Below are 18199 nucleotides of genomic sequence, written 5' to 3'. Positions count from 1 at the left end.
CGCCGCCCACACCGCTACTTGAGCTTGGCCACCTGGGCGGTGAGCAGGGCCGGCGGGATCTTCGGAGTCTGTGGGCCCGTGAAGTTCGCGGTGTAGAAGATGGCGAGCGTGCCGCCGGAGCGTACGACCTGGAAGACCAGAGGTACGGCATCGCCCTCGAAGTCGCCCGTGACCTGATAGGCGAACGATTCGTCCCCGGCCTGCGCGACAGGCAGCGCCTTCACGCTCCGATACGTCGACGGCCCCTCGGAGCCGTTCGCCGTGAAGCCGTCCTCGCAGTCCCGTACGGCGGCGCGCAGCCGGCTGACGACAGCCACCGCTCCCTGGGCCCCGTGGCTGGTGAGGAACTCGGAGACGGCTGTCCCCTCCTCGGCGCCCACGAGCCGGCGGTACGCGGAGGCCCGGGCGGCCGGCTCCGGTTTGCCGCTGATGACGGCGGTGAGCGGGGCGCACTGGGGTGTGTCGGCCTTCTCGCCCTCGGGCGGCGGGGAGCCCAGGGACCCTACGCTGAAGCCCGCAACATCCCCTTCGGCAAGGATCGCCTTCTCCAACTCGGGTTTGGTGAGCTCTCTTCGGGGTCCGGTGCGCGGCGCCGAACCGGTCGGCGACACAGGCGGCGCCCCGGTGGGCGTCGCGGCGGCGGTCTCCTTGCTCTGCTTCGGCTTGTCGGCGGCGTTGTCGCCGTCGCCGCCCTCCCCGCCGCAGGCGGCCGTGAGCCCCATGGCAAGGGCGAGAACCACTGCGACCGCCGCCGTACGCTGCCTCATCCGTGTCCCGTCTCGCTGGTGTGAAGCTCCGTCGCCGCACGCTAACAGCGGGGCACGCACCCACGCATGGGCCCGCGGACCCACAGCGCCACTCAGCACCACACAGCACCACTCAGCGCCGAAGAACACCGAGCAGCACGACGCAGCGCCCAGGAACACCCAGGCGCACCCAGGCGCGCTAAAGCCTGCGCTCGGGTACCGGCCGGAGTCCGGGCCAGCGCGCGCGCATGCGTCGGCGCATCTCCGCGCCGAGCCGGCCGAGGCCGCCCAGTTCCTCATGGCCCCCGGCCATCCGCGCCACCACCCCCAGCCGGTGCAGCAGCCGCTCCCGCGCGCTGACCGTCCCCCACTCCCAGTCCACGTCCATGACTCGGACCAGCTGGTCGACGGTGCCCCGGTGGGCGCGCTGGACCAGCGCGTCGCCCCGGATCAGCCAGCCGGCGCAGGCATCGGCGAGGTCGCCCTCGACATCCGTACCCGTTGCCGCACGCCAGGCCGTGCGGTACGCCGCTTCCGCCTCGGCCAGCAGCGGTTCCGGCGCGGCGGTGACACCGCAGCAGGTCGGGAAGCCGATGCGCAGGTAGGCGAGTTCCATGAGTCCGTTGCCGAGGCAGGCCTGCTCGAAGTCGATGAAACGGATTCCGTCGGCGGTGTGCAGATCGTTGCCGGGGCACGGGTCGCCGTGCAGCAGTGCGGGCCGGGCGGCCGCCTTCCCCAGCCGCAGGACGAGTTCGGCGAGTTCGTCCTCGACGCGCTCGGGGACGTCGGCTCCGAGCGCCGCCGCGAACGCGAGGAAGGAGGCGATGTCCTCGTCGTCCGGCCCTTCCCACCCGGGCAGACCGTCACCGTCGCCCTCCCGCGCGGTGGCATGCAGCCGGGCGAGAGCCGCCGCGTACTCGACCTCCCACTGCGGGCGCGGCCGCCCGTGCTCCACGTACTCCAGCACCAGCACGCGCGTGCCCGCATCCACCCCCAACAGCTGGGGCACGACAGGCGGTTGAACCAGCGAGGCGATCCGCAGCGCAGCCAGCTCACGCCCGTACCGCTCCTCGGCGCCCGCCCCGGCGACCAGCTGTTTGACCACAGCCGGGCCGTCGGCCAGCTCGACGCGCCACACGGCGGACCGCGGACTGCTGTCGAGCAGCCGTACCTGCCGGGGCGTACCGAGCTCGTCCCGCAGGCGTTCCCCGAAGGGCATTCTCATCGTCGGCTCCCTTCGACGAACCGCCCCCGCTCACACAGGAATGGATCGCCGACTGCGCGTTCCTGCAGGAACGTGGCGGTCTCTTTCCGAACAGTCTTGCTCAGGCAGCTGTTCCACTCGATGGCCGGTCCACTCGAAGACCGGTCCACTCGATGGCCGACCCACTCGGTGGCCGACCCATGGGACATGCCTCCGTATCCGCCTCCATCGGCATCCGCCTACATCGACCGCGCGAGGGCCTGCTTCTCCTCCCAGAGCGGCTCCTCCTTCTCCGACCCGGGGCTGATCACGGTTCCCGTACGCTCCAGCACCACCAGAGAGGTCAGCAACAGCCCCTTGATCAGGCTGTGCTGAACGGGGTGCCGGGTCGAGAAGTAGACCTCGTACAGGCTCTCGACGAAGCCCTGGAACACCTTCGGGTCGATGGCGCAGTTGTCCTGGTCGGACGGCGTCAGCCCGGTCGGCACCTGCATCAGCCCAGCCGTGCTCTCGGCGAGCGCGAGATACCATGTGGCGATGCGCAGGGCGGGATCCCAGACGGTTTCGCCGGAGACTTCGAAGTAATAGCTCATCCCGTGAACTCCAGCCTGATGTCCAGCCCGGGATTGTCTTCCCTGAGCTTCTGAATGCGCTGCTCGAGTGCGGCACGGAAGCGCGGATCGACCGAGGGATTCGTGAACCGGAAACCAATGGGAGCCTGTTCGTAGCCCTCCATGTGCTTACGGGCTTCCAGGTACTTGGTGAGCTTTCCGTCCACCTGCTTGGTGAGCCAGGTCTCGTCGCCGAACAGTGCGCTCTTCTCTTCCCACAGAACTCCGCCGTCGATGTGGTCGATATCGGTGATCCTGTTTTTTGTCACGGGATCGTACACATCGTACTCACGCTCCCCGTCGAGCGGACCGCAGTCATTCTGGTTGTGCACAAGGACGGGAGTCCGTCCGGCCAGCACGTAATAGGTGTGCGTTTCGGCGACCGTGAGGTCGTGAGTGGTCCGCGGCGCGGTGTAGTGGCGCGCGGTGAGGACCTTCGGCGCCGTGCCGTCCAGGCCGCGCAGTCTCTCCCCGGGCCTGATGTCGCCGGCGTTCGCCCAGCGTCCCCACTCGCCCCGCCCGGTGAGCCAGAAGGGGTGGGTGTCGGTCGCCTCGACCACCGCCGTACCGGCCACCGTACGCACCGTGAGGCGGGTGAAATCCTTGTCGTCGTACGTGGTGATGGTCTTCGTCACCCGGCGCGTCGCGGTGCTGCCGCTGTACGGGTCGGTGGCCTTGACCCGGTCGCCGGTCCGCACCGTCTCGATGGGGATGCGGCGGCCGTCGGCGAGCAGTACCGGCGTGCCGGGCAGGAAGCTGTGCCGGGGGCAGGTGGTCGGTCTGTCGTCCGGCTTGTCCTCCGGCTTGCCTTCGGGCTCGTCTTCGGGCTTCTTCTGTTTCTCCGCGTCGAGTTTCTTCTTCGCGTCGGCGAGTTTGTCCTCGGCGTCCGAGACCCTCTTACGGTTCTTGATGAGACCCTTCAGACCGTCATACAGGTCCCCGCCGTGCTTCCTGAGCCTCTTGACGAGCTCAACGGCCTTCTTCCACTTCCACGGCGCGCCGTACTTGGCCGCGAGCTTTCCGACCGCGCCGCCGACAATGCTGAGGAGCACATTGATGAGCGTCTCGGTGCAGGCGCCCATGTCGCCCTTGGTGATGCAGTCGAGCGCATCGGTGATACCGAGTTCCTCGGCGAGGATCTTCGCGAGTTCCTTCGCGGCCTCGATCGCCTTGTCCCGGTCGGACTTCTCGGCCGCCTGGGCGTCCTGGAGCTCCTTCAGTGCCTTCTCGTAGTCGAGTTCGGTCTGTGTCTTCAGGCTGCCGTCGCGAGGATCGCCGGAAGCGGGCCGGCCATTGCCGGCGTCGCCCGGGCCGCCCTGATCGTCCTGGGCCCGGGGGGCACCGCCGCCGCAGTTCTCACCGCCGGTGATCTTGCAGACTTGCGTACGGAACTCCTGGGCGATGGTCGGCCCGAGCCCCGTCGCCAGCAGCGATCCGACGATCGCGACGACCACCGCGACCAGACCCACGTACTCGATCGCCGACTGGCCGGACTGGCCGCGACGCCGCCTCTTCCGCAAGCCCAGCAGACGCGCGTCCGTGCGTGGCAGTAACCTCCGCACCCGGCGCACGCGATACACCTGACGCAGCCGATGCAGTCGACGTGCCCGGTGCACCCGATGCACCCGACGGCGAATGCGACGCACAACCCCCTGTGGCGACATGCCCTCGACGGTAGGCAGCCGGGTGGCCGTGGTCATGGGCCCCCGGGCCCAAAGACAGGCTCAACCCGACGCGAACGAGAGTGTCGTAGGCGCCCAGGACGCAGCCGGGTCAGTGCTCCCGGGAAGCAGGCATCGGAGCCGGAGCGGAAGCGCGCGACGCCTCGGCTCCCCTGCCGCGGCGGCCGAGGACCGTCCACAGGACGAGTCCCAGCACAAGAGCCGTCCCCAGACCGATCCCCGCGAAGCCGATGGCCTTCAGCGGCACGCTCTGCCCGTCGGTGTCCTCGATACGGCCTTCCGCTGCCGCCTCCCGGTCCTCGTCCGTGATCCCGAAGCCTGCGGCGGTCGCATCACCGTCGTACGGCGGGCCCGGCTGCGGCTCGCCCTTGAGACCCACGCGCAGGGTGACAGGGAGGGCGCTGTCGACCCGCCGGTCGAGGGAGACCCGCACGTAGTACCAGCCGGAGAAGCGCATCGCGGCCGTGGCGTCCTGGGGCGAGGACCGGTTCGAGAACGCGGCGGGGGCAGTGCCCAGTGACACCGCGGCGGGCTTGCCCTGGTAGTTGGCGCTCGCGCTGGCGACGAACCCGCGCGCGGTGTTGAACACACCCAGCCGCAGGCCGTCGAACACAAGCGGTGGCTCGTCGTTCGTCGAGTTCGCGAACTCCGCGTCGAGGAAGAGCTGCTGCCCCCATTCGACCGGAACCTTGTAGAAGCGGCTCTCGCCGGGGCTCAGCTTGTCCTTCCACGCTCCTCCGCCCACCGCCGGTGCGTCGTTGAAGCCCGAGCCGCCACTCACGCTGTTCGCTCTTCCCGCGGACGGCGACGGGGCCTGCGAATTCCACGTCGCCGGCTCCGACGGCATGACCGCCCCCGCCCTCAGGCCGGGCTCCGTCATGTACGTCAGCTCCACGGGCCATCCACCGTCGCCCGGGCCGTTGCCGGAACCGGTCCACTCGACGCTGTAGAGGTAGTCCCCCGCGCTCTGGCAGGAACGGTCCGCCTCGATGCGCCGGGTGGCGTAATCGGCGATGGGCCGGGAGGAACCGCCGCCGAAGGTGACGTCATTGCCGTTGCTGCACTTCACGCCGTCCGTGGACTCCAGCAAGACCCGGATTCCGTCCGTGCTCCCGACCTCGATCCCCGGGGGCGGGGCGAGCACCGTCGAGACGAAGGCGTTGGACTTCGCGTCCAGCGCCACCCGGTAGTACTTCTTCTCGCCGCGCGCGATCGTGTCGGTGTACGTCCCCGGCCGCAGCCTCGGCCCGTCCGTACTGGCGGGCGTACCGCGGACCGGCTCGGCGTCCGGAGATGTCTCGTACGGAGCCATGCCGTCGGGCCCGTCCGGAGAGGCCGCCCCGGCCGGCCCCGGCACCAGCATGAGCGCGCCGAACGCCAGCACGCTGACCGCACCGGCTCTGCCCGCCTTGCCCGCTCGGCCGGCTGTGCCCGCTCTGCCCCTTGTCACTGCTCTGCTCCTTCGCACCACATCAGTCTGCCCGCACAGGCGAGAGCCGGCCCGCAGCACACTGCGGGCCGGCTCGTGACCGGCTGCCTTCATCCCCTGGGGAAGGAGACCTCGACTCGACGGTTCTTCTTGCGGCCTTCTTCGGTCACGTTGTTCGCGATGGGGTACTCCTCGCCGTACCCACGGATTTCGTACGTGATGCCGAGGGCACTCAGCTGCTGCGCCAGCACGCTGTGCACGGCATCCGCGCGCTGCTTGGAGAGCACGTCACCGTGTGCGGAGGAACCGAGGTTGTCGGTGAAGCCGAAGACGCGGACCTTGGTGGCGTCCTGGTTCTTGATCTCCGCGGCGATCGCGGCGATGCGGGCGTTCGCATCGCTGGAGAGCTTCGCACTGTCCTTGCCGAACAGAACCTCGGCCTGGAGCGCGAACTTGATGTCGGAGTTGGTCTCCTCGCGGCGCTCCTCGCCGCCGAGGTCCTCGACAACGGACTTGATGTCGAGGACCTTCGGCGCCGCGAGGGTCGCGCCTTCGGGGAGCTTGAGGTCGGAGTCGCCGGCGTCGAGCTTGACGGGGGCCGCAGCCGAAGGAGTGGGGTAGGGATCCTCCTCGGCAAGCGCGTCCCCGACGCCCACAAGGCCGAACGAGAGGACACCGGCGAACACGGTCACGGCCGCGCGCATGCGGACATGCCGGATGGAGGCGGTGGTGGCGCTCATCAGGAGAGCTCGATCGACGTGCTGGGGAACCCCGGGAACTGAAGGTCGACCTTGGTGGTGCTGGTCGGCGGGGCGGGGAACTGGGCGAAGAACGTAAGAGTCGCGCCGGGTTTGATGAAGCTGCCGTACGCGTAGGTCGTGAGTGGACGGTTGTCCGTGTCGCGCAGTACGTAATAACGCTTCTTGCCCTTGGAATCCACCAGCGTCATTCCCGCGAATGAGTTACCCGTGGCAGCGACTGCCTCCTCCAGACCGTTCCAACTGACGGGAACGGTGAACCCCTGGGATCCAGTGTTCTTGATCTGCCCGTCCACCGTGAGGAATCCGCCGTCATCGCGCTTAGCCGAATGGACGGCCAGCTCCAGCCCCCCATCACCCTTGACGTTCGCGATGGGGTCACCGGACGTGGGCGCGGTGGCACTGGCGTTCCCGTCATCCTTGCCCCGGTCCGGGGCCGAGGAAGAGGAAGACGGCTCCTTGCCCTCGTTCCCTCCGCCGTCGCCACCGCAGGAAGTCAGGGAGAAGGCCAGGGCGGCCGAGAGCAAGGCTGCCGCCCCGGCCCGGCGCATGGTCGTCATGTGCCGCATACTCATCAATCCTGTTCCTTTGCGCTCATTCGAGGTCAGTCCTCGGCCAGTCGGACAGTGAAAAGGTCCGCCATATCAGGGAGCAGATCCAGGTTTTCCGGGTCGATGACCCAGTCCTGGTTGTCGCAGACGAGCTTGCCCAGAGGCGGCTTCTTGTCATCGTCCTCAGCGGGGTCCTGGTCGTCCCCGCCCTCGGGAGGCGCTTCCGACTCGTCGGGTTCATCGGGTTCGTCGGGGGTGAAGGCACAGCGGCGGGGCTCGACCACAGCGGTGGCTACGGCCGTCGCGTGCTTGTTCTCCGTGCCGTCGATGATGCTGTCCCCCATCGACTTCTCGGACTCGGCCACCACCCTGAAACCCCAGCGTCCGTCCGTCAGCCGAACGCAGCCGAGACTGCCTGTCCTCGCGTCGTTCCGGGCGGCGAAGCGGGCTGCCTCCCGGCAGCCTTCGGCCGTCCAGGGCACGTCGCCGTCGAGGACTCCCTGGAGGTCATCGAGGAAGTCCGCCAGGTCCAGCTCGTCCCTCGACCCCTGGGCGGCCGCCAGCGCAGCCGCGTCGGCCGCGGTCTGGGTGCCGTTGCGCCTGATGTCGGCCTGGCCGAACGCGAGATACACAAGCGCAAAGAAGAGCAGGCCAACTACCGCTGTCATGTACAGCGGTGTGGCCTGCCCTGTGTCGCTCTGTACCCGCAGAATCAGCCCCCGGTGCCGCCCGCACCACCGGCACCGCCGCCGCCACCGCCCCCGTTGAGGACCGAATTGATCGACTCCCGGAACTTGTTCGCGATGTCGTTGCCCATTTTGGTCTGGAGCAGCAAGGCGACGATGGCCACCACCAGAATGGTGATCCCGACGTACTCGATCGCACCCTGCCCCTTGTCCCTGCGGCTCTTCATGCCGTCGAGGACCGAGTCCCTCCACCCCGTCACATAGACCTTGGCAGTTGTCGCGGCCCTCAGCCCGATGTCCGTCATGGCGATCCCCTCCAGATTCGTACGACTTCCTGCTGTCGTCACGCGCGCTTCCGGCTTCCTCCCGGCCGGACTCGGTGGCGACATCGGAAACGTACGTCCGGAAGGCTCCCCCTGACATGGGCCTCAGGGCCCAACTCCGGGCCCAGTGCACGGGGTGGGCCCGGACGGAGCCGGCGCGGCCGACGCGGGGCCGGGGGCCCGTCATGCGCTCAGCCATGCTGACCAGGCCCCCCTCGCGACACGCTGTGCCAGATGGCGATGGCCTCGCCACGGCTCCCCGCGTTCAGCTTGGCAAAGATGCGGTTGATGTGGTTCTTGACGGTCTTCTGGCTGATGAAGCAGGAAGCGGCGATCTGCTGATTGGTCATGCCGGACGCAATCAGGTCCATCACCTCCACCTCCCGCTGACTCAGCTCGGTGATCACTCCGTGCAGTCCCCCGGCTACAACCGGGCTCCGAGAAGAATGTGACACATTCGCTTGCGTAAGCGAAGACGGTTGCGCAAATTGTTGCCGAGTGTCTTCGGGGCGATCCGCAGCCACCTGCTGGTTCGTCGAATGGCCGTGCCCGCTTTGCCTGTTCGCGAAGGCCGTGCCCAGACCGTCAGGGAGCGGCCCGCCGTCACCCGGACCCTCGCCCCGCACGCTCGCCAGCAGTGCGTTCGAGGCGGAGTGAGTGAAGTGGACGCGTCCGAGCTTGATGTCCCGTACGGCGGCGATCAGTTGGTCCGCGGTGAACTCGCCGTGCACGAGATAACCGCCCGCGCCCAGGCGCAGGGCCTCGTGCACGATCTCGCTCTCCCGGCTGTACGTCATCATCAGCACCGGGGCCAGCCGGACCAGGTGCGGCAGGGCCGAGATGCCGTCGACGCCCGGCATCCGGACATCCAACAGCACCACGTCCGGGCGGTGTTGGACTGTCGCTTCGTAGGCCTCGCGCCCGTCGGCCGCCTCCGCGACGACGTCGAGGTCGGCGCGGCCCTGGAGCAGGACGGTCAGGCCCGCCCGTACGACCGGGTTGTCGTCGGCGACCACCACCCGCAGGGGCGGGGCGGCCGGCATCGGGCCGGGGGGCGGCAGGACGGGGAATTCGTCGGTGGTCACGGGTGCCGCGGAGGCCAGGGGGATGCCCGTGGTGTGGTCGGAGCTGAGCGGGGTGGCGTGCGAGGACGTGTGCTGCGAGACATGGGACTGCTGGGTCCAGTTCTGCGCAGAGCTGTGGGAGATGTCGTCCTGCATGGCTGCAGCCTCCTCTCGAAGGTGGGGACGGTCGGTTGGGTGGGGGTGGGACGGCGGGGCGAGCGGGTCGGTGGGGCGAGAGTGGCGAAGGGGGTGAGGGCGGTGAGGGCGGTGAGGGCGGTCAGTTGAGCAGTGGCGCGCGGTGCTGCCTCGGCTGGGTGGGGATCCCCGGTACGAGTCTCAGTGCGGCGACCGGCAGCTCGAGGCGGACTTCGGTGCCGGTCGCCGCCCGGCCCCTGCCGATCCGGATACGGGCGCCGATGGATGCCGCTCTCTCGACCATGCCGACCAGACCGAAGTGTCCGGCCCGCCTGAGGCCGTCGAGAGAGGTACCGGGAGGAAGGCCCAGCCCGTCGTCGTACACACTGATCCGCAGTACGTCGCCGACAACACCCGCCGAAACGTCCAGACAGCTGGGGCGGGCATGGCGCTGGGCGTTCTCCATGGCCTCGGTGGCGATGGTCAGGACATGGCGGGCGACAGCGTGCGGAGCCGTCGGTACGGGGCTGTCACCGAGCCGCCGGAATTCGGCCCGCACGCTGTGCCGCCGGGCGAAGTCCTCTGTCCTGGCGCCCAGTTCGGCCATGATGTCGACCCCGCCGTCGAGTCCTGAGTCGCGGCGCAGATCGGACAGCAGCTCCCGCGACTCGGTCGCCGCGCGGCGGGCGGAGCGGGCCACCAGCTCGGCCTGGTGCTTGACGGTCAGCGGGTCCATCCGGTCGGCCGTACTCGCCAGGCCGTCGGCAGCGAGGGCCAGGCCGTGCAGGGTCTTGGCGACGGAGTCGTGCATCTCGCGGGCGAGCCGGGCCCGTTCCTCCTCCACCGCCCCGTTGACGGCAAGCCGGGCGCGGGTCTCGGTCAGCGCCTGCGACGCGGCGCCGAAGCCGAGCAGCAGATTGCGCAGCGTGCTGCCGACCGCTCCCGCCATCACGCACAGGCCCACCATCAACAGCGCCTCGGCGTCGGCCTCGATCCTCTCGTTGATGGCGTACGCGGCGGCCAGCAGCAGCGACTGCAGCGGGGCGAAGATCGCGGCACCGCGCCATCCGTACACCAGCCCGGCGAGGAGCGGGGTACAGAAGGTGACGTACGTGAGGGTGGAGCCGGGCGAGGCGGAGAAGAGCAGCAGCGCCCCGAAGAGCATGTCGACGGCGAGCAGCGAAGGGTGCCGCAGCAGTACCGGACCGAAGCGCTCCCAGTCGCGCAGCAGCACATAGGACACCATCACGGTGACCAGTACGGCCGCTCCGACGAGCCAGCCGCCCAGCCCCCGGTCGACACCGGCGAGGGCGAACGGGGCGGCGAGGGCCGTCATGGCCAGGCGGAAGCCGAACAGCTGGCGACACAGTGCCTGGAGCGCGTTGACCTGGATGGGCAGCGACGGCACATGCCCCGGGGCGCTCCCGGGCGTCGTACTCGCCTCAGAGCCACCGGTCAGGGCGGTGCTCCCGCCCAAGCCGGTCCTCGTCAGGGCGCTCCTCCTGCCCGGAGCGCTTCTTCTGTCCAGGCCGGTCCTCCTGGCCAGGTTCGTCCTCCTGCTCCTGCTCAGGACCGCTCCCGTCAGCGCCTTCCCGCTCAGCCTGGGGGCCATGGCTCGCTCAGCCTCCGAAGATGTCGTTGAAATTGACATTGGAGGCGTAGTAGAAGCCGACCACGATCAGGATCATCGTCCCGGGAAGCATGAAACTGGTGACGATCAGCGTGGCTTTCGGGACGGCCTTGGCCGCCTTGCGGCGCGCGTTCTGGGCGTCCGTCCTGCGCATGTCGTTGGCGATCTGGATGAGGGTGTCGACGATCGGCGCGCCGAGCTCCTCTCCCTGCTGCAGCGCGGACACGAACATCGACACCTGGTCGGAGTCATTGCGCTTGCGCAGCTGCTCGAAGGCCTCGCGCCGGCCCACTCCCATGTCCATCTGGCGCAGCGTGATGCGCAGTTCGTCGGCCCAGGGGCCCTCGTACTTCTCCGCGACCCGTTCCAGCGCCTGGCGGAATCCGAGTCCGGCGGAGACGACAACGGCCAGGACATCGAGGAAGTCGGGGAGCGTGCGCTCGATGTCGTCCTTGCGTCTGCTGATGGCGGCACGGATCAGGACGTCGGTCCAGAAGAGGCCGTAGAGGAGAAAGAGGACGGCGAACACGAAGTGGCCGTTCATCAGCATGCCCAGCGCCACGAGGGAGCCGAGGACGCCGTAGACGGCGCGGCGGGCGGCGTAGCGGTCGATGGTCAGACCACCTGGGTTGCCTGCCATGTCCAGTTTGCGGCGGACCGCGTCGACGCGCTTGGGGCCCATCATCCGCAGGACGTACGGCGCGTAGCGCATGCCGAGGCGGTCGATGGCGGAGCCGGTGGCGGTCGTCCGGGTGGCGCCGACCTCCAGGGCGACGGCGAGGTCGCCGGGGAGCTTGGCGTCGGCGCGGTACATACGAATGCCGTGGAAGGCTCCGTAGACGGCGAGCCCGAGGACGGCGGCGAGCAGAAGCCCCATGGTGTGTTCCCTCCCTTCGGATACGGACCTTCGGGTACAGATCTCCGGACACGGATCAGATTCGGACGCGGGTGAGCCGGTTGATGAGGACGAATCCCAGTGCGTACAGGCCCGCAGCGACGATCACCGCGATCCGTCCGCCCAGGGCACTGGTCATGTCGTCGAGGGCACCGGCCCGCATCCCGTTGATCATCAGGAGGAATCCCATGCCCAGGACGGGGACGGCCACGGCGGTCACCTTGACCTGGGAGAGCAGGGTGGTGACCTCGCGGCGGGTCTCCTTGCGCTCCTCCAGGGTCTCGGTGAGGTTGCGCAGCGAGGAGACGATGGTGCCGCCCGCCCGGTTGGAGAGGATGAGGGTGGAGACCAGGACGGTCAGCTCGCGTGAGGGAAGCCGCTCGACGAGATCGTCCAGCGCGTCGTCCAGCGAGCGGCCGAGGGCCAGCTGATCGGCCACGCGCCGCAGTTCCTCCCGTGCCGGATCGTCCAGCTCCTCCACGGCCATGCCGATGGCGGTGCGCAGCGCGAGGCCCGCCTGGGTGGCGTTGGCCAGTACGCGGGTGAGTTCCGGCAGCTGGTTGATGAACGCCTCGGTGCGTTTCGTCCGCTGCCAGTCGAGGAAGCCGTTGGCGCCCCAGAGTCCGATGACGGCGGCGATGAACCCGAAGAAGGGCGCGAAGACGGAGCCGACGATGAAGTACAGGGCGAGCAGCGCGCCCACGACGTAGACGAAGTACTCGCCCGGTGTCAGGTCGAGACCGGTCGCCGAGATCTTCCGCTCGATGCGCTTGCCGAGCCGTGTCCTGCGCAGCCACCGGTCGACGCCACGGAAGCGACGGCGTCGGCCGCCGCTTTCGATCGCCATCTGTCCCGTCTGGGACATCCGGTCCACCAGGGCCTGCCGCTGGGCCTGCCCCGAGGAGTAGGCGTGCACACCGATGACGGCGAGCACGCAGCCGAGCAGTGTGACAGCCATCGTCAGGAGCGGGAGGTTATCCATGTCGGGCGGCTTCTCCGGATCGGGGGTCGGGGTCGAGGGCGAGGGTTGAGGTCGGGGACGGGGACGGGGACGGGTACGGGTACGGGTACGGGTACGGGTACGGAGGTCAGGCGATCACGCGGTCGGGGACGGGGACGGGTACGGAGGTCAGGCGATCACGCGGTCGAGGTGCGGGACGCAAGCTGTTCCGGCGAGTGGGCCACGCCGAAGGCCGGGGGTATCGCCTCGCTCGCCATGTAGAGACGGTCGGCGACCCGGCGGGGCAGCGGAAAGTACACGAACCTTCCGTGGATGCGCCCGTCCGCGGCCATCGGCTGGGCCTCGAAGCGGCAGACCGTGACGATGCGGTAGTCCTCACGGCCGTACGAGTCGACAATGGCGATCTCGGTGATCTTGCGCGCGCCGTCGGCGTGCCGGGTGAGCTGCACGATGACGTCGACCGCGCTGTTGATCTGGTCGTGGATCGCCACGAACGGCAGCTCGACCTCGGACATGGAGCTGAGGGTCTGCAGTCGCATCAGGGCGTCCTCGGCGCTGTTGGCGTGGACGGTGGCGAGCGAGCCGTCGTGGCCGGTGGACATCGCCTGGAGCATGTCGAGGGTTTCACCGCCACGGACCTCACCGACGATGATGCGGTCGGGGCGCATACGCAGCGAGTTGCGTACGAGGTCACGGATGGTGATCCGGCCCTTGCCCTCGACGTTGGCCGGGCGGCTCTCCAGCGTGATCACATGCGACTGCTGGAGCTGGAGCTCGGCGGAGTCCTCGATGGTGACGATGCGCTCGCCGCCCGGGATCAGTCCCGACAGGGCGTTGAGCAGGGTGGTCTTCCCGGTGCCGGTGGCGCCGGAGACGATCACGTTGAACTTCGCCCGCACCAGGCCTGCCAGCAGCATCAGGATCTGTTCGTCGAGCGAGCCGAGGCCGATCATCTCCTGGAGGGTGAAGGCGCGCGGGAAGCGCCGGATGGTGAGGATCGGGCCGGTCAGGGAGAGCGGCGGGATGATCACGTTGACGCGCTCACCGCTGGGCAGGCGGGCGTCGACCATCGGATTCGCCTCGTCCACCCGCCGGTTGACGGTGGAGACGATGCGCTCGATGGTCTGCATCAGCTGATCGTTGGAGGAGAAGCGCAGAGGAAGCAGTTCGAGGCGTCCGCTGCGCTCCACGAAGACCTGCTCCGGGCCGTTCACCATGATTTCGCTGATGGAGGCGTCTTCGAGGAGTGGTTCCAGGATGCCGAGGCCGAGCGCCTCGTCGACGACCCTGCGGATGAGCTGGGAGCGCTCCATGGTGGAGAGGACCGGACCCTCGCGGCTGATGATGTGGCCCAGGACCCGTTCCAGGCGCGCCCTGCGCTCGGCCGCCGCAAGGGCGGACATCTCGGCGAGGTCGATCTCCTCCAGGAGTTTGGCGCGGTAGACCCCGACGAGCCGGCTCTCCTCGCTGTGCCCGTTCGTCGGCTCGGGGTTGTTGATGCGCGCCCGGAGGCTCATGGGTTCAACTCCCTGGTACGGCTTGCCTGGTGCGGTCGTGGTCGGTGAGGGTCAGTCGAGGGGCATGGTGGCGCTCTTTTTCACTCCCCCGAAGTCGAGGCCCGGGACCAGTACAGGAATCTGGACCGTGGCGTCGACGGTGACTTCGTCGCCCGCCACCTTCGGCGGGCTGAACTCGGCGTCGAGCCAGGAACTCACCGCCGCCCGTCCGGCCTCGCCGGAGGTCATCTGCGCCTCACGCTGCGAAGCCACCCGGGCCGCAGCCCGCGCCGCCGTGCCCGCCTGCTGGGCGGCGTACACCGCCACGCCCACTTGCACCGCAACCATGGCCACGAAGAGCAGGAGCACGAGCCAGCCCCCGTACTCGATGACGGCCTGGCCCTTGTCCCGGCGCAGCGCCCGGTTCCTCCTGTCCCGGCGCAGCGTCTGCTTCCTCATGTCCCGGCGCAGCGCCCGGTTCCCGATGTCACGGCGCATCCCCTTGTTCCTCATGGCTCGGTCCTCCTCTCCGTTGCCGCGGCGGCCCGGCCGGGCACAGTGATCGGAAGGTTGAAGCCGCCGGGGAAGAGCAGGGGGACTTTGAGATCGGCCTCGGCCCTGACCAGGTCGCCGTCCTCGTAGCAGGAAATGCCGTGCGTCCAGGCGCCGGGCACGTCCTCGGTGCCCGCCCGCTTGCAGGCCGCGTCACGGTCCCCGTCCGTCGCCGTCCCCGCGCTCACCGCCTTGTCCGCGGCGTTCCCCGCGAGCACGAAGGTGTAGCCGACGAGGGCTGCCTGCCACAGCACCACCATCGTCACCAGGATGATCGGAACCATGCCGGTGAACTCGATGATCGCCTGGCCCCGGTCGTCCCGCGTTCGCGGATCCCGGTAACGGGCGCGTACTCCTGGACCTTTCATGGCTCAACGTTCCCCCTCACCCTCGTCCTGTGGCTGTTCACTTCGTACGGCCTTGGCGGCGACCGCCACCGAGCGAACCCCGGTCGCCGCCCCGGAACCTGCTCTGTTTCTCCGTACTCGGAGTGCTCTTCACCAGTCCCAGTTCTCCCGCCAGACCCCACAGTGCTTGTTTCACCGTGGACTTGGCCTCCAAATCCTGCATACGGCCGGCATCGACGACAGCCTGCAGTTCCTTGAAGTTGGCGGGGATCGACACGCGGGACACCCGGGTGCCGGTGATCCGCTCGACCAGTGGGGGCTGGATCTCCGTATGGCGCGTCTGGCGGTTGACGACGGTGACGGTCTCCTCCGCCTTACGGATCTGCAGCCGGTCCCAGAGCCTGACCATGCGCTTCGTGGCCCGGACCGTCACCACGTCCGGGGTGGTCAGCAGGAGTGTGGTGTCGGCCATCTCGATGGCGGCGGCGTTGGCGGTGTTCATATGCGTGCCGCAGTCGATGACGACGATCTCGTAGCGGTGGCGCAGTGCGCTGATGATCTGGCGGACCAGCCGGTCGTTGACGTCCTCGCCCCGTTCGCCCTCCCCGGGTGCGAGCAGCAGCCCGATCCCCGTCTCATGGCTGAAGAGCGCGTCCTGGAGCACGCGGGGCGAGATGTCCTGGATGGTCGTCAGGTCCACGATGGACCTGCGGAACTGCACATCCAGGTACGAGGCGACATCGCCGCCCTGGAGATCCAGGTCGACGAGGGCGACGGTGTGGCCCGACGCCCGGGAGGCGAGGGCGAGCTGGATCGCCGTCACTGTCGTACCGACCCCGCCCTTGGCTCCGCTGACGGTGACGACGGTGCCGCCGGGGCCGGTGAAGACATCGGCTCCCTGGCCCAGGTGACGGCGTACGCCGACGGACCAGCCGGCCGCCGCCTGGACACGCTGCGCCAACTCCTCGTACGACAGCGGCAGTCCGACCAGCCCGCGGGCGCCGGAGTCCATCGCCGCCGAGTAGAGACCCGGGCTCGCGTCGGCGGTGACCAGCACGACGCCGACCGCCGGGAAACGCAGGGCCACCTCCCTGATCAGCTCGAGGGCCGGGACCGGCCCGATCCGCTCGTGGACCAGCACGACCTCCGGCAGTTCGTCGAGCGACTCGCCCGCCAGGCGGGCCAGCAGGTCGAGCAGGGAGGTCGAGTCGCCCACCGGCGAGGCCGGCTCGGCGTCCGGGAGCTGGCTGAGCAGGGTGGTGATGGCGCGGGAGGCGTCAGCGTCACCGACGGCGGGGAGGATGCGTGTCGTCATCCGGCCCTCACTTGTCCTTGTCTTCGGAGAGGTCGTAACTGCCGTCGCCCGGGCGCAGCGTGGTGGGGCTGCCGTCGGGGAGCAGGGCGAGGCGTACGTGCTCGGCGAAGGACTCGGCGTAGGCGACGCGCTGGGCATCCGTGGTGTTCAGGGCGAAGGTGATCGGCACGGCCTCGGTGGGGCCGCTGCTCCGGTCGCCCTTCTTGGGTTCGAGCGCGGTGAGCTCGCCCACATCGATGACCTTGGCGTTGGCGACGATGATCCGGGACTGGTCCAGCTCGGAATTGCTCTGCGCGGCAAAGGTGGCGAAGATATTGACGAGCTTGCCGGGACGGATCTTTCCGGCGACACCGGTCGCCGCATCGATCATGATCGCGATTTCCTGCTGGCCGCTCTCCAGGCGCGGCCGCTGCACGATCATGTCGTCCTGGAGCAGCGACCCTCTCTTGAGCTGGGTGACAGCTATCTTTCCGTTGATCACGTCGAGATCGGTCACCGCATTCCTGGAAAGCCACCGCCGGGGCATCGTGATCTTCTCGAACTGGCCCGGCCCCAGGGTCGTATAGGGCGCGATATCGGCCCTGACCCGGTATGCGGCAACCTCGGGCCCCACCTTCGCATTCACATCACTGATCACCGAGAGCACGCCGGCGAACGCGCCGAAGGCGCAGAGAACCGAGAGGAGGAGAAGGATGACGCCGCGGCGCTGCCGTGAATTCATGGGCGGGACAACCTCGTTCGGAGACGTCGGACGTGGACGTGGACGTGGACATGGAGGTGGAGGTGGAGGTGGAGGTGGAGGTGGACTGACGGAGCGGACAGGGAGGCGGTCGCGGGTCGGTGCACGCTTTCGACAGGCCGCCACGGCCCGTGCGGACCGCCCGGGTGGCGGTTCACGACCCTTGGTGCGTAGGTGTTCCCTGGTTCAGGACACCGGGTGCGTGGGTTCTGTGCTCGGCCGGGGAAAGGGGCGCTGAGCAGAACCCGCAGCGATCACCGATCAATTGAATGCCGCACCAGGAGCACACCTCTCGCCGTACAGATGAAACCAGTTGATAGAGAACGGAGATGTCCGGAAGAAAGGCGGCGAATTCGATCATCCTGGCCGTTCCCCACCACCGAGGGGAATCGGCAGGCAGCAGAGACTCCTGCACGTCCTGGACGCGCCACGCGGGCGCGAGGGTCGCGGTCACCCAGTCCGATTGCAGCTGGCCCTTCGCCACGAGGAGATGGGTGCCGAAGTCGGGTCCCGCGAGCTCTCCGTCGCCGGTCCTGATCAGCTGCGGCCGGGGGTTGGCCAGTACCCCGAACTGACTGCCGGGGAGCCAGGACTTGGCATGGGTCTTCAGACTCACGGGGACCCGGTCCAGCCGGGTGACCGAGTTGAGCAGCGCGCCCGCGTAGACATAGTGGGAGAGCAGCCGGGCGGCGGAGGCGATGACCCCCACGCTGAAGTCGCAGATCGACAACTGCCGCATCTGCCGCACGAGTACGGCGACGCCGAGCGGAGGCAGATCGAGCTTCAGCAGCGCGATGCGGTCGCTCTCCAGGACGGCGCGGATCGTGTGCAGCCGGCGCTCATGGGCGACCGGCAGCGAGGCGGGATAGAGGGCGATCACATAGCCGTGCTGCTCCAGCAGGACCGTCATGTCCGCGAGCGCGGCGTCCAGGGACTGAGAGTGGGGTGACTGCAGCAGCGCCGCGGTAGGGGTCTGGTGGTCGTTCGGCGGCAGCACCAGATCGGCGCTGGTGACAGCTATCGCGGTCGGCACGCTGGTTCCCCGTTCGCTCCGGCCGCCGGAGTCCCGACGCCC

General features: G+C 68.8%; 19 protein-coding genes. All 19 read right to left on the bottom strand.

Annotation, left to right across the window (positions count from 1 at the left end; all coding sequences use genetic code 11):
* Nucleotides 1-14: 14 nt before the first annotated feature.
* The 19 genes from OG883_RS04035 to OG883_RS03945 all read right to left on the bottom strand — a co-directional run bounded on the left by OG883_RS04035 (nucleotide 15) and on the right by OG883_RS03945 (nucleotide 18157).
* Nucleotides 15-767 (bottom strand): hypothetical protein, encoded by a 753-nt coding sequence (locus OG883_RS04035; RefSeq protein WP_266535055.1) that lies wholly within the window; start codon nucleotides 765-767, stop codon nucleotides 15-17.
* 178 nt (nucleotides 768-945) lie between these two features.
* Nucleotides 946-1971 (bottom strand): aminoglycoside phosphotransferase family protein, encoded by a 1026-nt coding sequence (locus tag OG883_RS04030; RefSeq protein WP_266535052.1) that lies wholly within the window; start codon nucleotides 1969-1971, stop codon nucleotides 946-948.
* Nucleotides 1972-2189: 218 nt separating this feature from the next.
* Complete coding sequence (locus OG883_RS04025) at nucleotides 2190-2543, bottom strand: DUF6086 family protein (RefSeq protein WP_266535049.1); 354 nt, start codon at nucleotides 2541-2543, stop codon at nucleotides 2190-2192.
* On the bottom strand, nucleotides 2540-4081 hold the full coding sequence (locus OG883_RS04020) for a Hint domain-containing protein (protein ID WP_266535046.1): 1542 nt from the start codon (nucleotides 4079-4081) through the stop codon (nucleotides 2540-2542). Before OG883_RS04020 ends, OG883_RS04025 begins: the two co-directional genes overlap by 4 nt.
* Nucleotides 4082-4334: 253 nt before the next feature.
* The gene (locus OG883_RS04015) at nucleotides 4335-5693 is read right to left on the bottom strand and encodes a hypothetical protein (RefSeq protein WP_266535043.1); all 1359 of its coding nucleotides are present in this window, start codon (nucleotides 5691-5693) and stop codon (nucleotides 4335-4337) included.
* 89 nt (nucleotides 5694-5782) lie between these two features.
* On the bottom strand, nucleotides 5783-6412 hold the full coding sequence (locus tag OG883_RS04010) for an OmpA family protein (protein ID WP_266535040.1): 630 nt from the start codon (nucleotides 6410-6412) through the stop codon (nucleotides 5783-5785).
* On the bottom strand, nucleotides 6412-7005 hold the full coding sequence (locus OG883_RS04005; RefSeq protein WP_266535037.1) for a hypothetical protein: 594 nt from the start codon (nucleotides 7003-7005) through the stop codon (nucleotides 6412-6414). The genes OG883_RS04010 and OG883_RS04005 overlap by 1 nt, the downstream gene beginning before the upstream one ends.
* A gap of 29 nt (nucleotides 7006-7034) precedes the next feature.
* The gene (locus OG883_RS04000) at nucleotides 7035-7691 is read right to left on the bottom strand and encodes a pilus assembly protein TadG-related protein (RefSeq protein ID WP_323180920.1); all 657 of its coding nucleotides are present in this window, start codon (nucleotides 7689-7691) and stop codon (nucleotides 7035-7037) included.
* A gap of 2 nt (nucleotides 7692-7693) precedes the next feature.
* Nucleotides 7694-8014 carry a hypothetical protein gene (locus tag OG883_RS03995; RefSeq protein ID WP_266535034.1) on the bottom strand — a complete coding sequence of 107 codons (321 nt, stop codon included), beginning with the start codon at nucleotides 8012-8014 and terminating at the stop codon, nucleotides 7694-7696.
* A gap of 167 nt (nucleotides 8015-8181) precedes the next feature.
* Nucleotides 8182-9210, bottom strand: coding sequence for a response regulator transcription factor (locus OG883_RS03990; RefSeq protein ID WP_266535031.1), 1029 nt, complete (start codon nucleotides 9208-9210; stop codon nucleotides 8182-8184).
* 121 nt (nucleotides 9211-9331) lie between these two features.
* On the bottom strand, nucleotides 9332-10648 hold the full coding sequence (locus OG883_RS03985) for a sensor histidine kinase (RefSeq protein WP_266541209.1): 1317 nt from the start codon (nucleotides 10646-10648) through the stop codon (nucleotides 9332-9334).
* Nucleotides 10649-10808: 160 nt separating this feature from the next.
* Nucleotides 10809-11696, bottom strand: a complete 888-nt coding sequence (locus OG883_RS03980) for a DUF5936 domain-containing protein (protein WP_266535028.1) — start codon at nucleotides 11694-11696, stop codon at nucleotides 10809-10811.
* Nucleotides 11697-11751: 55 nt separating this feature from the next.
* Nucleotides 11752-12696, bottom strand: coding sequence for a type II secretion system F family protein (locus OG883_RS03975; RefSeq protein WP_266535025.1), 945 nt, complete (start codon nucleotides 12694-12696; stop codon nucleotides 11752-11754).
* A gap of 155 nt (nucleotides 12697-12851) precedes the next feature.
* Nucleotides 12852-14192 (bottom strand): CpaF family protein, encoded by a 1341-nt coding sequence (locus tag OG883_RS03970; RefSeq protein WP_266535017.1) that lies wholly within the window; start codon nucleotides 14190-14192, stop codon nucleotides 12852-12854.
* Between the two features lie 51 nt (nucleotides 14193-14243).
* Nucleotides 14244-14684: a TadE/TadG family type IV pilus assembly protein gene (locus tag OG883_RS03965; protein WP_266535014.1), complete on the bottom strand. Its 441-nt coding sequence runs from the start codon at nucleotides 14682-14684 to the stop codon at nucleotides 14244-14246.
* On the bottom strand, nucleotides 14681-15091 hold the full coding sequence (locus OG883_RS03960) for a TadE/TadG family type IV pilus assembly protein (protein ID WP_266535012.1): 411 nt from the start codon (nucleotides 15089-15091) through the stop codon (nucleotides 14681-14683). Before OG883_RS03960 ends, OG883_RS03965 begins: the two co-directional genes overlap by 4 nt.
* A 37-nt stretch (nucleotides 15092-15128) precedes the next feature.
* Nucleotides 15129-16385 (bottom strand): AAA family ATPase, encoded by a 1257-nt coding sequence (locus OG883_RS03955; protein WP_266535009.1) that lies wholly within the window; start codon nucleotides 16383-16385, stop codon nucleotides 15129-15131.
* Between the two features lie 7 nt (nucleotides 16386-16392).
* The gene (cpaB, locus tag OG883_RS03950; RefSeq protein WP_266535006.1) at nucleotides 16393-17106 is read right to left on the bottom strand and encodes a Flp pilus assembly protein CpaB; all 714 of its coding nucleotides are present in this window, start codon (nucleotides 17104-17106) and stop codon (nucleotides 16393-16395) included.
* A gap of 172 nt (nucleotides 17107-17278) precedes the next feature.
* Nucleotides 17279-18157, bottom strand: a complete 879-nt coding sequence (locus OG883_RS03945) for a hypothetical protein (RefSeq protein ID WP_266535004.1) — start codon at nucleotides 18155-18157, stop codon at nucleotides 17279-17281.
* Nucleotides 18158-18199 lie beyond the last annotated feature (42 nt).

This window comes from Streptomyces sp. NBC_01142 (assembly GCF_026341125.1).
Classification (GTDB): domain Bacteria; phylum Actinomycetota; class Actinomycetes; order Streptomycetales; family Streptomycetaceae; genus Streptomyces.
The sequence above is the reverse complement of the archived record's forward strand: the minus strand, read 5'-3'. Positions and strand labels throughout refer to the sequence as shown.

Excerpts from the sequence above, each read along its gene's own strand:
- OG883_RS04030 (WP_266535052.1), bottom strand. The coding sequence starts at position 1,971 with ATGAGAATGCCCTTCGGGGAACGCCTGCGGGACGAGCTCGGTACGCCC.
- OG883_RS04035 (WP_266535055.1), bottom strand. The coding sequence starts at position 767 with ATGAGGCAGCGTACGGCGGCGGTCGCAGTGGTTCTCGCCCTTGCCATG.
- OG883_RS03990 (WP_266535031.1), bottom strand. The coding sequence starts at position 9,210 with ATGCAGGACGACATCTCCCACAGCTCTGCGCAGAACTGGACCCAGCAG.
- cpaB (WP_266535006.1), bottom strand. The coding sequence starts at position 17,106 with ATGAATTCACGGCAGCGCCGCGGCGTCATCCTTCTCCTCCTCTCGGTT.
- OG883_RS04005 (WP_266535037.1), bottom strand. The coding sequence starts at position 7,005 with ATGAGTATGCGGCACATGACGACCATGCGCCGGGCCGGGGCGGCAGCC.
- OG883_RS04025 (WP_266535049.1), bottom strand. The coding sequence starts at position 2,543 with ATGAGCTATTACTTCGAAGTCTCCGGCGAAACCGTCTGGGATCCCGCC.
- OG883_RS03955 (WP_266535009.1), bottom strand. The coding sequence starts at position 16,385 with ATGACGACACGCATCCTCCCCGCCGTCGGTGACGCTGACGCCTCCCGC.
- OG883_RS03960 (WP_266535012.1), bottom strand. The coding sequence starts at position 15,091 with ATGAAAGGTCCAGGAGTACGCGCCCGTTACCGGGATCCGCGAACGCGG.
- OG883_RS04010 (WP_266535040.1), bottom strand. The coding sequence starts at position 6,412 with ATGAGCGCCACCACCGCCTCCATCCGGCATGTCCGCATGCGCGCGGCC.
- OG883_RS03965 (WP_266535014.1), bottom strand. The coding sequence starts at position 14,684 with ATGAGGAACAAGGGGATGCGCCGTGACATCGGGAACCGGGCGCTGCGC.
- OG883_RS03970 (WP_266535017.1), bottom strand. The coding sequence starts at position 14,192 with ATGAGCCTCCGGGCGCGCATCAACAACCCCGAGCCGACGAACGGGCAC.
- OG883_RS03975 (WP_266535025.1), bottom strand. The coding sequence starts at position 12,696 with ATGGATAACCTCCCGCTCCTGACGATGGCTGTCACACTGCTCGGCTGC.
- OG883_RS03980 (WP_266535028.1), bottom strand. The coding sequence starts at position 11,696 with ATGGGGCTTCTGCTCGCCGCCGTCCTCGGGCTCGCCGTCTACGGAGCC.